This window comes from Paenalcaligenes sp. Me131 (assembly GCF_050487225.1).
Classification (GTDB): Bacteria; Pseudomonadota; Gammaproteobacteria; order Burkholderiales; family Burkholderiaceae_B; genus Paenalcaligenes.
On record NZ_JBKQGY010000001.1, the window covers coordinates 665167 to 680593 of the forward strand.

Annotated in this window: 13 protein-coding genes; 9 read left to right on the top strand and 4 right to left on the bottom strand. The window is 47.2% G+C overall.

Annotation, left to right across the window (positions count from 1 at the left end):
- Window positions 1-86: 86 nt before the first annotated feature.
- Window positions 87-686 carry an inovirus Gp2 family protein gene (locus ACLPHM_RS03185; protein WP_430219828.1) on the bottom strand — a complete coding sequence of 200 codons (600 nt, stop codon included), beginning with the start codon at window positions 684-686 and terminating at the stop codon, window positions 87-89.
- 512 nt (window positions 687-1198) lie between these two features.
- On the opposite strand from ACLPHM_RS03185, the gene ACLPHM_RS03190 reads away from it, so the two are divergent.
- From ACLPHM_RS03190 to ACLPHM_RS03215, 6 genes are all read left to right on the top strand, one after another.
- Window positions 1199-2221, top strand: coding sequence for a hypothetical protein (locus tag ACLPHM_RS03190; protein ID WP_430219829.1), 1023 nt, complete (start codon window positions 1199-1201; stop codon window positions 2219-2221).
- Window positions 2222-2493: 272 nt separating this feature from the next.
- Window positions 2494-4041, top strand: coding sequence for a transcriptional regulator (locus ACLPHM_RS03195; protein WP_430219830.1), 1548 nt, complete (start codon window positions 2494-2496; stop codon window positions 4039-4041).
- Window positions 4041-5726 carry a ThiF family adenylyltransferase gene (locus ACLPHM_RS03200; protein ID WP_430219831.1) on the top strand — a complete coding sequence of 562 codons (1686 nt, stop codon included), beginning with the start codon at window positions 4041-4043 and terminating at the stop codon, window positions 5724-5726. The genes ACLPHM_RS03195 and ACLPHM_RS03200 overlap by 1 nt, the downstream gene beginning before the upstream one ends.
- Window positions 5727-5728: 2 nt before the next feature.
- Complete coding sequence (locus tag ACLPHM_RS03205) at window positions 5729-6253, top strand: M67 family metallopeptidase (protein WP_430219832.1); 525 nt, start codon at window positions 5729-5731, stop codon at window positions 6251-6253.
- A 130-nt stretch (window positions 6254-6383) separates the two neighbouring features.
- Complete coding sequence (locus tag ACLPHM_RS03210) at window positions 6384-7292, top strand: TIR domain-containing protein (RefSeq protein ID WP_430219833.1); 909 nt, start codon at window positions 6384-6386, stop codon at window positions 7290-7292.
- Window positions 7293-7308: 16 nt separating this feature from the next.
- A complete protein-coding gene (locus tag ACLPHM_RS03215; protein ID WP_430219834.1) occupies window positions 7309-8007 on the top strand; it encodes an adenylate/guanylate cyclase domain-containing protein in 699 nt (232 codons plus the stop codon).
- Between the two features lie 310 nt (window positions 8008-8317).
- On the opposite strand, the gene ACLPHM_RS03220 is transcribed toward ACLPHM_RS03215, so the two are convergent.
- From ACLPHM_RS03220 to ACLPHM_RS03230, 3 genes are all read right to left on the bottom strand, one after another.
- Entirely contained in the window at window positions 8318-9748 is a 1431-nt protein-coding gene (locus ACLPHM_RS03220) for a hypothetical protein (RefSeq protein WP_430219835.1), read from the bottom strand.
- Between the two features lie 582 nt (window positions 9749-10330).
- Window positions 10331-11539: a tyrosine-type recombinase/integrase gene (locus ACLPHM_RS03225; protein WP_430219836.1), complete on the bottom strand. Its 1209-nt coding sequence runs from the start codon at window positions 11537-11539 to the stop codon at window positions 10331-10333.
- Window positions 11540-11715: 176 nt separating this feature from the next.
- On the bottom strand, window positions 11716-12639 hold the full coding sequence (locus ACLPHM_RS03230) for a YicC/YloC family endoribonuclease (RefSeq protein WP_430219837.1): 924 nt from the start codon (window positions 12637-12639) through the stop codon (window positions 11716-11718).
- Window positions 12640-12744: 105 nt separating this feature from the next.
- Between ACLPHM_RS03230 and rph the strand changes: the two genes are divergently transcribed.
- The 3 genes from rph to hemW are packed head-to-tail and all read left to right on the top strand — an operon-like array spanning window position 12745 to window position 15299.
- The gene (gene rph / locus ACLPHM_RS03235; RefSeq protein ID WP_430219838.1) at window positions 12745-13461 is read left to right on the top strand and encodes a ribonuclease PH; all 717 of its coding nucleotides are present in this window, start codon (window positions 12745-12747) and stop codon (window positions 13459-13461) included.
- A 15-nt stretch (window positions 13462-13476) separates the two neighbouring features.
- Window positions 13477-14091 (top strand): RdgB/HAM1 family non-canonical purine NTP pyrophosphatase, encoded by a 615-nt coding sequence (gene rdgB, locus ACLPHM_RS03240; RefSeq protein WP_430219839.1) that lies wholly within the window; start codon window positions 13477-13479, stop codon window positions 14089-14091.
- Window positions 14091-15299: a radical SAM family heme chaperone HemW gene (gene hemW, locus ACLPHM_RS03245; RefSeq protein ID WP_430219840.1), complete on the top strand. Its 1209-nt coding sequence runs from the start codon at window positions 14091-14093 to the stop codon at window positions 15297-15299. Before rdgB ends, hemW begins: the two co-directional genes overlap by 1 nt.
- Window positions 15300-15427: the final 128 nt, after the last annotated feature.

The following is a 15427-nucleotide window of genomic DNA, read 5'->3' on the forward strand; positions in this document are numbered from 1 at the left end:
TCCTGTCTCGTTAAGGGCAGAAGAGGGCGTCAAGTTAACGATTTGAGCGTTTCTTCTACTGGATGGAGCAACACAATAAAAACGTATCAAGAACGGCTACAGCCAAAGGAGCGTTCACCGTCTCCATATTGTTTTGTGGCCTTCTTTGCCAAGTAGTTGGCCCTAGCTAACACCAGACGACGTTGTTGCTCAAAGGTAGGGTGATTGGCATCTACATACATAAGACCGCCAAAGGGGAAGTGTGTGAGTGTCTTGTGCTCAGGGTAGGGGACTGAAAGTGCACTACACCAAGCTTGAGCGATCATTGATGCCAAGGTATTCCTGTCCTGACGAAAATCTCCTAGAGCGTGATAAACGTCTTTGTTAAGTAACAGCAGAACGTGGAAGTGTTTTTTCTTGTTGATGGGGCCAACCTCACGTACCCATGCATATTTCAGCTGGCAGGCTAGTTGCCTGTTCCATTGAGTGCTTTTTCTTTCGAGATCAACAGCCAGTTTTGCTTTTAATGACTCGATAAACCGAGTCATTAGGGCAGAGGGGTATGGTTGGTTTGAGTGGTCACTGCTGGTTCTTAGATCAACGCGAACAGCAGTGATTCGCTTGTGCGCTTTTAGTGCTGACCAAAGAGTGCGAATGATTTGTTTTTGGTAGCTCTTATTGTAGGAATGGGCAGGGTGAGTGTTCATGTGTTACCTCGTATGGTTAAAGTCATACGAGGTACTACCTCTATATTTTTTGTCTCTTGAGTGTGTCTAGTTGCTGATGAGTCTGTGACTCATGACTAGTGTTTATAGTTGTCTACTTCAGTCTCTTAGCTAGTTAAGAGTACAGGCAATACAGATGGCTACTTACCTCTCTTATTTATATTACTAAACCGACAAGTTGGCCGCGCTGAGGCAGTTGTGCTCTTGGGGTTTAGCCTGTAGGAATTGCCTTAATAGGGATGTTTGGTGTGAGCACTGTGCTCTGATATTAAGAGTGCTTGGTTACAGACGATCTAGATTCTCTAGCTAATTGTTGGGTTGTTTTTTGTTAAGAATGTAAGCATTGCAGTCATTCTGACTAGCAAATACGTTTCTATATGATTCTTTTAGCCTATGATTAAGCATCAATTACCTTCAGGGTTGCTAGTGATTGTCTACGGAAGTGTAATGGTTTAGGCTCTGATTGACACGCAGTGTTTTGTATGGGGATGGCTATGTATGACCTTATTCATGGGAATAATCATTTAGTGAGGGATGAGCTGTTAAGAGCTGACTTGAGAGCGCTTAGGCTTTTTAGTCGTCATGTAAACAAATATAGGGACCCTCGGAATGGCCAAGAGTCTCGATTACAACATGTTAATTTTTATTCTGAGAGGCCACATGATGAGTTATCAGTAGATGGCACTGAAGCAGAAATAAGGCATGACCTGCTTAGTTATTCATTAGGCTGCCCGCAAGATGAAAAGTCACAGGTAAACGCTAGTAGATTTTTGATAGCTCTGAAGCAGGGGCTCGTGCCACTGAGTCTGGTTGAGTGGCTATTGGAAAATGAAAGAGCCTGTTTGTTCTTTTTTTTATGCATGGCGACAAGACTTCCGAAACCTAACCTACAAAAGAGCTTGTCTGTTGCTCGTGAGGAGTTTAAAGGTTCTATTCCTCAGGGGCATAAAGCGCGCTACAAGTTCTTCCTAGAAGCGCTTGAAGATTCCGATATGAGTCAAGATAAGACAGAGTTTGTTGCTTATTTGGAAAGAGGCTATGCTGCTGCGCAACAAAGGGTAAAACCTTTGCCATGGTTAAAGCCCGACAACGATGGCGCATGTCAGTGGGCTTGGGATTACTTGCTACACGCTCATGAAAGCAAGGTCGAGGCCTTTAATAAAGCGCAGCATGACGTTGTTGGGTTTAATTGTGATGTAGCACCTCTTCCATTATTGTTTTGGTTGGTACCGCATGGTGAGCAAGAACAGGAAATGGCTTTTTATGCAGCTTTACAAACTTGGAAATGTAGCGATGCAGAGCTAACGCTTTTTAGGACGAATATCTCTAAAGCATGGAGGCAGAGGCAGTTACGTAGGTCGGATAAGTTTAGGGCGATTAACACTCATATTAGAGCGGAGTCTAAAGAGCAGTTAGATGCTCTATCTAGAAGGGCTGGGCTTAGCCTGCAAAAGACACTTGAGTCAATAATTGAGACAGCATACCGAGAGATGAGTAGCGGGTCATCTCATCGTTAACAGCCACTAACTTGTTTAAAACAGTGCAAGTTGTAGGGTTTATGCTGTTCTCTTGTTGTCTGTCGAGAGGCTGTGTTTCGAATTCCATTAGTTGATTGATTCGATGTACAGATGACAAGCTATAGATCGAAAGAGCTTCGTGAATGAGGCCTCCTCAATGTAATAGGTATGTTTCTCTCTGAATAACTATATATGGTGTATTGACTTAAATAAAAGCACTATATATAGTGCTTTTATTATTTCCATAAGAGTGTCAAACTAGGGAGGGATGTATGTCTAAGCGCACGTGGAAAGAGGATAAGGCGAAGTCGCGGATCGCAACTCGTTTGGCTGAAGTCAGTAATGTAGAGATCAAGGACTATGTACGCGACACCGAGTTGATTAGTCTTGGGACAAACGTTGCTTATCGGGTTGATGGCGTACATCTTTATGTCGACATCAGCAACATCAAAGAGTTGCTGGAAACTACTGTGATCGATGGCGAGCGCTCACATAAGCGTGCTCTTCGATTTCTCAATAACCATTACCGAGCGGTCAGAAACATTCTACAGAGCGTTGAAGCCATTCAGGTTGACTTCCATAACCAGCGACTACACGCTGTATTCGCCAAGCCATACAGTGATGAGGCTGCGCGCGTACATAAAGCGGTTGCAACTGCCCAACTCATCAGAGATACCCTCGCCCGGATTGGCGAGAACGAGGATGACCCACTTCCGGCTGCTAAAACCCGGATAGGAATCGACACCGGAAAGGCCCTTGCTGTTAACAACGGTCGCCGGCGCGGCCGTGAACCCCTGTTTTTGGGTAATCCTGCAAACCAAGCTGCAAAACGGGCTGGTTACGACTTAAATGTTGAGGGTATATTTATTACCAATGCCGCTCGTGCTGCGGTCGGGTGGGGTAAGGCGATAAACGATTACACGAGTGCTCTCAACGAGACGCAAATCGCGGAATCACAGAGGGAGGCCGACCTCAGTATCACTGTGGATAGAGTCGTTAAGGATTGGGAAAAAGACCTGCAAGACAACCCAATAGGGAAGTTCGAATTCACACGGCACACACCTCCGTATAGCGACCTTGACCTAGAAGTGTTGACACCGAAGAACTCTCGTCGGCAGGAAGCAACTTCCATTTATGCCGACATCGATAACTTCACCAAGTATGTGGAGGAGCGGATTGATGATGACGATGATGCGATTGATGTCATCAAGACCCTCCATGTGCTGCGTAGCGAGCTCGATGCTGTGCTCTATGAGGATTTTGCAGGCAAGAAAATCCGATTTATTGGTGACTGTATTCATGGCATCTTAATCGAAGGTACCTCAGCAACAACTGATAATGCGGAGACTGCGAAAAACGCAATGCTGTGTGCGGCGGCAATGCGCAGCAGCTTTGAAGTTGCTCTGAGTGAGCTGAAAGCCGAAGGTGTCGATGTTGGGAGCTTGGGTTTGGCAATCGGCTTGGAACACGCATTCATTGCTGTGACCCGGCTGGGGGTTAAGTCCGAAATGATCCGATGTTGCATCAGTCGCTCAGTGCTTGATTCTGAAGCAGAACAAAAGCGTTGTAGTGGTCACCAAACGGCTATTGGGCCGGGGCTGTATGCCCATGCCCCCAAAGCTTTTCGAGATCTATTTGAGACCGACCGACGACGCTCCAACTTTGATTACGCTGCAGCTATCGAGGCTTTGGAGCCTAAGGAGGAGAGCAAAGGGTCAACTAATTCAAGCTCTCTCCTGAAACCGGCGACGGCTGCAGCCGCGGGATTCTCTTTCAAGGCCGCAGCCGAGCCGTCCAGGACCCTTGCAGGCTTTTCATAATGGTCTGGTTTGAGTTGCGCCCATGGCGTTTAGCACATGAGAAGAGAGCTCTTGCTGCACTGGAAGATGAGGGGTGGGTGACGAGAATTGACTGGACTCTCAATGCCGAAGCACAGACCGCGCACGTCAACATTGATTTCACTGCAGGCGGTCAGTTGCGGCAAGCGCGATTGGAGTATCCCTTCATCTATCCTGGCGCGCCTCCGCGGCTAGTTCCACGACAGTCAGAGCAGCGTTGGTCGACTCATCAATGGGGCTATGGAGAACTTTGCTTGCAGCTGCGCGCCGATACTTGGCGCAAGGTATATGATGGTGCAGATATCCTTAGAAGCGCACGGCACTTGTTGGATACAGAAGGTGCCGCGGACACCTCCGGTCAAATGGGAGTGGTTCCATCTGAGCATCGCTTCACCTATGGTCAAGCACTTAGCTGGAGTAATACACGACTTGTACTGAGTGATGAGCTCATTAACAGGGTCAAAAGTAGAGCAACTGCACCTTCCATATTGGACGTAAGGACTAATTTTGTTGGAGATACGTGCATCTTCATCGCTACCGGCATTGTAGGTTCAGCACAGCACGCATCGTGGGTAGACCAATCTATCTCACCATCTATCGGTCACACACAGCGGGAAGGCGGTCGGATTGCGGTCATTACGGAGGGCGACCCAAGGCATATAGCATTAACAGCTCAGGAGATGTCTTGTGCTGAGCGTTGGGCCGCGTTCTCATCTATTCCATTCCACGTTCCTAGCCTCATTGTCGGGTTGATAGATAATAGAGCTATTGCTCTGTTTCTCAGCCTGGAGGGCCATGTTTTTAACGTCACGAGTATCCATATGGATCAGCAACAACGCACTCCCGTACAAAACGAAATACTCAAAGACATGAAAGTAGCCATCCTCGGCTGCGGCTCGATGGGAAGCAAAGTCGCAACGTCCTTGGTCAGAATGGGCGTAGAAAAGTTTTTTCTCGTCGATTCTGATATTCTGCACGTAGGAAATCTGGTCCGTAATGAGCTCGACTGGCAAGGGGTTGGCGCTCATAAGGTTGATGGACTGATTGACCTCCTCCAACGAATCAACAGTCGCGTGGTTGTTGACAAGTGGATAAATCACTTGGGTGGTCAGACATCTGTGGACACCCTAATGTGTTGCCTTGCTCAATTGCAAACGTGTGATTTAATTGTCGAAACCACGGGCAGCGGGCAAGGGTTCATATATGCTGCCTCGGTGTCTGAAGACAAGCGCATACCAATGGTCTGGGGGCGTGTATTCGGTGGTGGTTTTGGCGGTTACATCGCCAGAAGCCGGCCAGGGATTGAGGCAGCCCCCAACCTTGTGCGAGATAGTATCTATTCTTGGTTCCGCAACCCAGAACATCCTGAGCCGCCACCGTCAGCAGGTATTGACTACGCCACCGCTGGGCCAGATGACCAAGCGCCGTTGATTGCTGACGACGCAGATGTCTCGGTGATCTCTGCGCACCTCACGCACTTTGCTGCTGACTTGCTGCGCAGTGGACAAGACAGTGAGTACCCTCACTCAGCTTATGCGATTGGTTTGCGTAGGGAGTGGGTCTTCGATCAGCCTTTTGATACACGTCCCATAGGCGTGGCCGATGCATCCATCGTGGATGACCCATGCCCTGAGTCAAACGACTCCTCATCCGAGGTTAAGGCATAGCCGTGATCGAGATAGTACTCAACAGCCGCTGTATCCGAAAGCTCCGTAGGGAGTTGGAAGCAGCGGGCCCGAATGAAATTGGCGGCGTACTTGCTGCTGAGCAGGTGGCTGATGGGAGGTTTCTCGTTCTCGATTTATCAGTCCAACGCAATGGTACTACTAGTCGTTTTAATCGGGATCCCGTCCAGCATACTGAGTTCATCCAGCGTTTTCATAAGCGAATGGGAAATCGCCCTGAGCAGTTCAACTACTTGGGTGAATGGCATTCGCACCCCTTGTATCCAGCAACCCCAAGTTTGGGAGATTTCAGACAGATGCAGCGACTGGTTGAGGATAAAGATCAGGCATCAACTTTTTTGGCGCTCTTAGTGGTCAAGCTCGATTCGAGAGGAAAACTCCGAGGCTCAACGCATGCTTTTCGGCCTGGGAAGATGCCTGTTCGTAGCACTTTGAAAAGTACTGACATTGATGGGATTGCTGAGGAGTGGTTATCGGTTTTTTTTTCTAAAACAAGTATTATAAATTAGGCGATCATTCGCATTATTTAGGGTCTTGTTTTTGGGGAATTGTTATATCTGTCTAGCATCTCAATATCCTTTAAAATGTTTTTCTTTCTGGTCGGAGTGGTTTAAAAAACCATGTTAACTTGGAGTGAGTATGATGAACCGTTTTTTGGGCGAACCGGGACGCCGATTACGCTTTGAGGCATTTAAAAATCAGCAGCTTGTAGCAGGGAATACTGATTTAGCAGAGAGGCTAGCCGAAATATCAGAGCTAATTGAGGTTGCTGCAGAAGAGTCAATTATTAATCAAGGGGACTACTCAAACGAAATTTATTTTATTCTTATCGGTTCATTTAAAATTATCGTAAATGGCCGAGAGATTGCGAGACGAGGAGCAGGAAGTCATATTGGAGAAATGGGAGTAATTGAGCCCACTCAGGAACGCTCAGCTACAGTGACAGCAATACAGCAGAGTCTCATCGCCAAAATAGATGAGGCACAGTTCGACGAATTGGGAAAACAGTATCCAGAATTGTATAAACTGATCGCAAAAGAACTTGCTCGCCGATTATTGGAGAGAAACCGACTGGTCAAACCTCTGCGTGAGCGTATTCGTTTGTTCATCATCTGCTCTGTTGAGGCGTTACCTGTTGCACGTCTAATTCACAGCGGGTTGCAGCATGATCCTTTCGAGGTAATCCTATGGAGCGAAGGCGTTTTTAAGGTGACTAACTATACCCTGGAGACTTTAGAGGATGAGGTGAATCAGGCAGATTTCGCTATTGCTATTGCTCATGGTGATGATATTGCTGAGATTCGTGAGCAGCAATGGCCTGTTCCGCGCGACAATGTCATATTTGAGCTGGGACTTTTTATGGGTCGCCTAGGTCGAAATCGAGCTATTTTAATGGAGCCGCGTGAGGATAAAGTCAAACTACCAAGTGATATAGCTGGTGTAACAAGCATCGGATATCGGTATGTACCCGGAAAGGATGCTGCCTCGCATATCGCACCTGCAGTAAATGATCTGCGCAGCCATATTCAAGCGCTCGGACCACAATAATTACAAGGAGGGTACGATGGCACTTAAGGATGATTTGACCAATGAGGTTGGATTGGTTTTTAGGAGTGGATGGACAGAGACGACCGGACGAGTCGTGCCAACACCAAGTGACGTTGGGCTTGGGAATAAGGCAACGTTGTTGGAGCAAGCTGTTGTGTTCTATGCAGACCTCGACGGATCAACTAATATGGTGGACAAAAAAAAATGGGAATTTAGCGCCGAAATATACAAAGCGTTTTTACACTGTGCTGCGAAGATCATAAAGGCTGAAAGCGGTGATATTACGGCTTACGATGGTGATCGCATTATGGCGATCTTCATTGGTAATAACAAGCATGATCGGGCGGTACGTGCTGCACTAAGGCTTCGGTGGGCGATAACAAATATTATAGAACCTTGCATGAAAGAAATTTACACAACAACCGATCTCTCCATAAAGCACACTGTAGGCATCGACAGCAGCGATTTACGTGCCGTTCGAACTGGTGTGCGAGGTGATAATGATCTTGTGTGGGTCGGCAGTGCAGCAAACTATGCAGCGAAACTTAATACACTAAGCAGTGATTTTCCAACCTGGATAACCAAAGCTGTATATGACGGCTTATCTTCAAATCTGAAAATCTCAAACACACAGTCGGTTTGGGAACCCAGGCTTTGGACTGCTATGAATAACATGCCCATATATTGTTCCACTTGGCATATGGGTATTTCATAATACGAAGCATGCAAATACTCCACTGAAGGCTCTGATGTCGAAAGCGGCCATCTACTAATGTGTAATAGTTTCTAGATGAGATGTATAAGTATGCAGCCAGGCGCAACTTCTGCCAAATACGAATGCCCAGTGTTTTAATATCAAATATTGTTGTGTATTACATACAGCCAATAATCATGTCGCTAAGGCTTATTAAAATGAGTGGTGCCACAATCACGGCCTGAATCGACAGTAGGTGCCAGCCGAAAAGCTTGCGCTTAACGAAAACGTACTATGCTGCGAGCCTAGGGTTATGTCAGATTGACACCAATTAATCTGCTAACTTAACCTCAACTCCAGTGGTATCACTACTCGTAGATACAGCCGGAAACGTCACCCGTCCATTAGAGAGCAAAATGGCTTTCCTGCAAGCAGTCGCGTATCTAGCATCTTGGGTAGATACTAGATACTGCACTGGCGGGAATAAATCAGGTGTAAAGACTAAAGCAGTAGAAGCAGTATCTGCGGCGTTATGGCACTTTTCGGTAAAAGGATCCCCTCGATCGACCAACTGTTGGAGTCTGAAGCCATTACCAAACAACACCGGCTTGGCAGGTGAGGTTACTTCTTCTCGCTGTAAGTCTTCGTGAATATTCATAGAAAGTTGTCGTAACTTATCAATATTCACAGCCTTACTGTCCTTACCTTCAGCTTCTCCAATCAACCGTCCCTCCTCACATTCAAACACGACATCAAATTCTGATTCAGAATTCTTAAAAGGTTCAGCTTCAAAGCCAAGGATTCGCAGTGCATCAATAATTGCTGCTTCCAAAGCCTTGCCTTTTTCATACAGTAGGGATCTCAACGCTCCTGCAGACTTAAGAGATTCAGCTATCACTTCCTTTCTTTTTTGTGCTTTTTCCACCTGTTTTTCTGCGGCAAGCAATTGAATTTTTAAATTTTCTTCAGAGGCAAGCATAAACTTTTTTTCGCTTGCCCATGCAGGCTCTGGTGTTATTTCAAGGGCACTCCGCAGTGCCTTATCTAACCTGACAATTGAAGTGATAAAGCTTTTAGAAAACTGTTGGCCGGATTTAGACCAAGCCAACTCATCTCCTTCATCGTCCCAGAAGTCATCCTCAAAGAAGTCTATATCAGGTAGGCATAAAAGAGTTCCCCCCGATGTCTTATTTCGATAAAGAGCACCGACACACTTTCCGCCAGATCGGGTTACAAGACAACCTGGGACTTTGTCATGAGTAAGAAGGACCTGATATGTTGAGAGCTCTTCAAAATCATGCCAATAACTAGCCAAAACTTCGGAGCCACGATCTACCAGCTTCATAGCGTTTCCTGATGTATGTACAGGGGTCAAAGAAGCAGGTATAGCCTCGTAGTTACTATAAAGCTCAACGTGTGTAGTCGTCTTTTGATTACGACCTGTTCCAGAGTAGCTCCGCTTACCAGTATCAACATATACTTCCGTCACAGGAGGAAGATAAATAATTACTGTCTTACCAGTGTCGTAAGCTTGTTTTAATTCTCGTCGCCAATGTTCACAGCACTCCTTAAGGCGGAAAGAACGGCTATCATTCAGGCTGGGCTTTCCTTGAAAAAAATCATTATGAGAAATTAGTTCAAAAATATCTGGTCTAAATAATATAATATCCCAATCCAATAAAGACACTTTTGATTGAAAATTCGCAGACTCTACTTCTGACGAAGCAAGTTCAAATCCAATAGTAAGAATTTTCTTTCCCATTTTTTTCCTCTTTCTGATTGCTGCAATACGTTGGTCAGTAGCAAGTTCGTCCTTTCCTTCATTGAGCGCTGTAGTTCATGGGTTGGAGGGGGGGCTGCTCTTAAGGCATCAATCACAAACTGGTGTCCAGACGTGTTTTATTCTTGGCTTTTATCGCAAGCGCTTCTTTTTTAAAGTCAGTCAGCATGATTTTAAAGTCTTTTTCGCCTTGTGTTGAATCTTTCCCATTAGTTTAAAAATAGTCCGTGTCTTACTGGCCTGTAGCGCTGTAAGTTGTTTCTCAGTCGCTTCACACAAAAAAGCAGCCCCCAGTTTTTTGCTAACGGATGTGCAGTGCTCAACCCAAGGGGGGCTAAGGTCGCTCAAGTAAGTGTCCATATGGAAGGGATAGCCCTTTTCTTTTTGTTCACTCATAGCCTTACATAACCCTCAAAATGATCTAAATTTCCTGGTTTCACAAACTATACGTATAGTTTACCGGCGGTTAGCCTATCCTGCAGTAGTCCTTAACCATTGATGCGCCATGGGTGACTTACGACTTTTGAGTGGTGCCTGGGACTGGCATTGGTTGAAAAAAAGCTATCATGTTAGGTGTTTAAGCGCCCCTGCAAGTTGTTCCAAAGCTTCGCATCGCTCATCAAAATAATCATGCCGGTTATAAATGCCCTCCACACCTTTAAGCTTATGGTTCAGACATCGCTCTGCTACATGACTGGGTACACCTATAGCAGCTAATAAGCTTCTGCACGTACGGCGTAAGTCGTGCACGGTAAAGTACTCAAGATCTCCCATCTTGTTCTCAGGCTGTACCGCTTTACCTGACTCTTTGCCAAACAATTTGGCTATTGCTCGGTTTAGAGTGTCTTTACCCATATGGGGTGCTTTGCTGAGCCTTCTGTTAGGAAAGACATAAGGAGAGCCAAAGGCACGAATTTTGAGTTCATGTAGCCACTCAAGAGCCAGATCGGGTAAGGGGATATCAATGGCTACACCTGATTTGCTACGTTCGCTAGGCAAGTACCAAACTTTTGCAGCTAGATCGAATTCACTCCATGGTGCTTCGGTTAACTCGCCTTTGCGTACACCCAGCAGCACCAAAAGAGCACAAGCTAAGTAGTTGTCACGAGTGAAGCTATCTATCTCTTCTCTGAACTTTTTAAATACAAAAGAGAGCTCTTCAAGTGTTAAGGCTCTGTCTCTGCTGTTTTCTACGCCACCGGCATCCGCTATATCAAAAGCACTGGCAGGGTTGTGGGTGAGGATATCCAACTTAATAGCATGGTTAAACAGTTGCTTGCAATAGAGTAGGGCATCGTTAGCAATAGTGGGTCTATTGCTTTCTGCTATGTTCCGCAGAATTTGTCTAATGTCTCGTCCTGTGACGGCTGTCGGTTGCATTTGACCTATCACGGGGGCGATGTCTTTGGTGTAAACCCGAAAGGGGATCTGATGGTGTTTAAGGCGTTTTATGTTGCCTTCATGCCAGTCAGTAAATAGATCATCTACGGTATCCATAGGGCCGTATATGGCTCTTTTTTTCTCTATAAGTGGATCAAGGCCTTCACGGTGCTGCTTCATTTTTAGTGCAGCTTCTGTTCTGGCATCGGCAAGGGATAGGTCATCCACTTTGCCTAGCGTCATTTCTTTACGCTTTCCGTTGGATGTGAAGCGCAGCATCCAGTATGAGCGTCCTGCTTTAGGGACTACGAGATAAAGGCCTCCACCATCGGCATAGCGGCCAGGCGCCCCCTTGATTTTTGCACTAACAGTTTTGCTGGTAAGGCTGGCCATAAAACACTCCAAAAGTACCCACCACTACTACATGGAAAAACCCTAGTATACCCACCAATGTACCCACCAGTGTAGTGTTGATAGTGGTGGGTAACTGTTGAGTTCTGTGGAGTGGGTGGAATCTTGAAGTGCTTGTATTTATTGGGTTTGTTGAACTTTATGGATGCCGATTGAGGTCATTCAATATTCTGCGCCTGTTCACGCATCTGCTCAATCAGCAGCTTCAAATCAATCGCTGCTTCAGTCACATTCAACGAACCAGCCTTAGAACCCAGCGTATTAGCTTCGCGATTCATTTCTTGGAACAGAAAATCCAAACGTTTACCGCTGCTACCTTTACGCTGGCGTTTGTTGCCTGTGTCTTTGCCCTGCAGAATATGTTGCAGTTCTTTCAGGTGCGAGCGTAGACGAGTCAATTCCTCAGCAACGTCTGAGCGCAAGGAAAACAACGAGGCTTCTTGTGCAATCCGAGCCGATAACTCTTCACCAGAGATATGGCTAAAGCCATCTGGATTAGCAAGGCTTAAGCTTTCACGTAGGCGATCGCTGATCTTGTTTTGCTGGTCTTGCAGCATTTGTGGAATGTGCTGTTCAACGTCGTCGACAATGCGCTGTATGTCTGCAGCAATGCTCAGCATCTCTTTGGCTAAGCGTTCACCTTCACGCAAACGCGCTGCTTGGAAGTCTTGCAGGGCTTGCCCTAAAGCTTCTAAACACGTTGCTTGCCATTGTTCGGCTTTTTCTTGAGTTTGTTCTTGCTGCTGCGACTGCATCAACTCTTGCAGTTTTGGGGCAGGGGTGTCGGGAATAAAACGGCGCGCCAACTCCAGTTCAGCGGCTAGTTTTTCTAGGTAAGCTGGGTCTAGGCGGCTTTTCTGAACTAGCAGGTTTTTATGGAAAGACAGGCGTAGTTCAATTTTTCCGCGCTGTAGGGATTCGTTAAGGCGCTCACGTACCTGTGACTCCACAAAGCGTAACTCTTCGGGAATACGTAGATTCAGGTCTAGGTAGCGGTTGTTGACGCTGCGCAGATCAATGGTGATACTGCCTAGTTCTGACTCGGCGCGTGCGCTGCCAAAAGCGGTCATACTGCTGATCATAGGATAAGGTACCGTGTGTGAGCTTGAATTAGAGTATTGTAGCCTGTTCTAATAGCGACTTCGGGCGAAGTCGTCCAAATCAGTAGGAGAATCAAGTTGCCAGGTTTGCAGAATTATGAACGTCATGCCGCGCGCGCGCATGATGCATTGCGCAGCATAGAGTTTGAAGTGAATTTCAGCAAACACGCTGAGGGTTCAGTACTGATTAAAGCGGGCGATACCCATGTGTTGTGTACAGCCAGCGTCGCGGACAAAGTGCCTGGTTTTCTGAAAGGGAAAGAACAGGGTTGGGTGACGGCTGAATACGGCATGTTGCCACGTTCTACGCACACACGTATGGACAGGGAGGCCGCTCGAGGTAAACAAAGCGGTCGTACACAGGAAATTCAACGTTTGATTGGCCGCAGCTTGCGTGCCGTGGTGGATCTTAAGGCGTTGGGCGAGCGTTCCGTGAATTTGGATTGCGACGTACTGCAAGCGGATGGCGGCACACGTTGTGCGAGCATCACTGGCGCTTGGGTGGCGTTGGCGATTGCATTAAAGCGTGTGGGCCTAGAGCAAGCGTTAACAGGCCAAGTGGCTGCTGTCTCGGTAGGCAAGTTGGGCGATAGCTTACTGCTGGATTTAGATTATGTGGAAGACTCTGGTTGTGATGCCGACGTGAACGTCGTGATGACCGATGCTGACCAACTGGTAGAGATTCAAGGTACAGCCGAAGGCAATACTTTTAGCCGTCAAGAATTAAATGCGTTGTTAGACAGCGCACAAGCAGGTATTCAACAATTACACCGTGCACAACGTGCAGCGGTAGAGCGTGCATAAGCGGGTAGGGTAAACATGGCACTACAGAAAGTCGTACTAGCATCCAACAATGCGGGTAAGTTGCGTGAATTTTCTGCGATGCTGGAGCCTGTTGGGCTGCAGATGATTGCGCAGGGCGAGTTAGGTGTTCCCGAAGCCGCTGAGCCGTTTCATACCTTTGTAGAAAATGCCTTGGCTAAAGCTAGGCACGCCAGTGCCATCACAGGCTTGCCTGCGCTGGCGGATGATTCAGGCTTGTCCGTACGTGCTTTGGATGGCGCGCCGGGCGTGTATTCGGCGCGTTTTGCCAGTATGGCTGGTGGTGAAAAATCCGATGCGGCTAACAATGCGCATTTGGTTTCGAAACTGCAGGGTGTGAGTCAACGCGATGCACGCTATGTGGCCTTGCTAGTGTTTGTACGCCATGCGGAAGACCCCTGTCCCATTATTTGTGAAGGGTTTTGGGAAGGCAAAATCGTGGATCAGCCTCAAGGCGAAAACGGCTTTGGTTACGACCCGCATTTTTTCCTGCCTGACCTGGGCAAAACTGCGGCGCAATTAAGCTCAGCAGAAAAGAATAGTGTGAGCCACCGTGCTATTGCTTTGAAGCAGTTGCTACAGCGCTTACAGCATGAAGGATGGACCTGTTAATGATCTCCATTCAGCCTTTGCAGCGCGTACAACCACGCAAAGCGGATGAGTTCAGATTTAGCACACTGCCACCACTTGCCTTGTATATACATGTGCCATGGTGCGTACGTAAGTGCCCGTACTGTGATTTCAACTCTCACAAAGCGCCGCAAACGTTGCCAGAAGAGCAGTATTTGTCGGCGCTGCGTGCGGATCTTGAGCAGTCGTTGCCCTTAATCTGGGGGCGTCAGCTGATTTCTGTATTTATTGGTGGTGGTACACCTAGTTTGCTGTCAGAGCAGACGGTAGACGCTATGTTGTCGATGATCCGGGCCTATTTACCTCTGTTGCCGGATGCGGAAATTACGCTTGAAGCTAACCCTGGTACGGCTGAGGCCTCACGTTTTAAGTCGTATGCGCAAAGCGGTGTAAACCGTATCTCGTTAGGCATTCAAAGTTTTGATGACAATGCATTGAAAGCCTTGGGCCGTATTCACGATGGCCATCAGGCTAGGCTCGCTATTGAGATGGCACAGCAAGCGGTAGAGCGCGTGAACTTAGATGTGATGTTTGCTTTACCGGGCCAGACACCAGAGCTTGCTATTCACGATGTACAGCAAGCGTTGAGTTTTGGTACGGAGCATTTGTCGCTCTATCACCTAACGCTAGAGCCTAATACGGTGTTTGCTAAGTATCCGCCTGCGCTGCCTGATGAAGACCAAAGTGCTGTGATGCAGGATGCGATGATTCAAACGGTGCAAGAGCACGGTTTTGAACAATACGAGATCTCCGCCTACAGCAAACCGGGTCGACGCAGTAGACACAACATGAACTATTGGGAGTTCGGTGACTATTTGGGTATAGGTCCAGGTGCACACAGTAAATTATCGTTTCCCGATAGAATCGTACGCCGCGCGGTATTGCGAAACCCGCAATCGTGGATGGAGGCTGCTGAAAAACGCGATGGTAGTCACTTGGCCGAGGATGTGAGCGTAGCCTTTCATGATGTGCCGTTTGAGTTCATGTTAAACGCGTTACGGTTGAAGCAGGGCGTGCCTGTGGGGCTCTACGAAGAGCATACCGGGCAGCCTTTAAGCTATGTGCTGTCAACGTTGCGCCGTTGCCGTGATAAGGGCTTATTGGCTGACGATCCACTGCGTATTCGTGCATCAGAAATGGGCTGGCGTTTCCTAAATGATCTGCAAGCGGAATTTTTACACGATCAGTAGTTGTTTTCCTGTTGTTGTTGCAGGTTTTTTTAGCGGCTGTCTAGCCCTTGAATTACAATAAACCAGGCCCTTTGCAGCACGGGCGTGCTGTAAGGTGGCCTTTATCTCTGCTTTTTAGCCTTATTCTG

Bases quoted from the DNA above. Each gene is read 5' to 3' on its own strand.
- ACLPHM_RS03185 (WP_430219828.1), bottom strand. From the start codon at position 686: ATGAACACTCACCCTGCCCATTCCTACAATAAGAGCTACCAAAAACAA.
- ACLPHM_RS03190 (WP_430219829.1), top strand. From the start codon at position 1,199: ATGTATGACCTTATTCATGGGAATAATCATTTAGTGAGGGATGAGCTG.
- ACLPHM_RS03195 (WP_430219830.1), top strand. From the start codon at position 2,494: ATGTCTAAGCGCACGTGGAAAGAGGATAAGGCGAAGTCGCGGATCGCA.
- ACLPHM_RS03200 (WP_430219831.1), top strand. From the start codon at position 4,041: ATGGTCTGGTTTGAGTTGCGCCCATGGCGTTTAGCACATGAGAAGAGA.
- ACLPHM_RS03210 (WP_430219833.1), top strand. From the start codon at position 6,384: ATGATGAACCGTTTTTTGGGCGAACCGGGACGCCGATTACGCTTTGAG.
- ACLPHM_RS03215 (WP_430219834.1), top strand. From the start codon at position 7,309: ATGGCACTTAAGGATGATTTGACCAATGAGGTTGGATTGGTTTTTAGG.
- ACLPHM_RS03220 (WP_430219835.1), bottom strand. From the start codon at position 9,748: ATGGGAAAGAAAATTCTTACTATTGGATTTGAACTTGCTTCGTCAGAA.
- ACLPHM_RS03225 (WP_430219836.1), bottom strand. From the start codon at position 11,539: ATGGCCAGCCTTACCAGCAAAACTGTTAGTGCAAAAATCAAGGGGGCG.
- ACLPHM_RS03230 (WP_430219837.1), bottom strand. From the start codon at position 12,639: ATGATCAGCAGTATGACCGCTTTTGGCAGCGCACGCGCCGAGTCAGAA.
- rdgB (WP_430219839.1), top strand. From the start codon at position 13,477: ATGGCACTACAGAAAGTCGTACTAGCATCCAACAATGCGGGTAAGTTG.
- hemW (WP_430219840.1), top strand. From the start codon at position 14,091: ATGATCTCCATTCAGCCTTTGCAGCGCGTACAACCACGCAAAGCGGAT.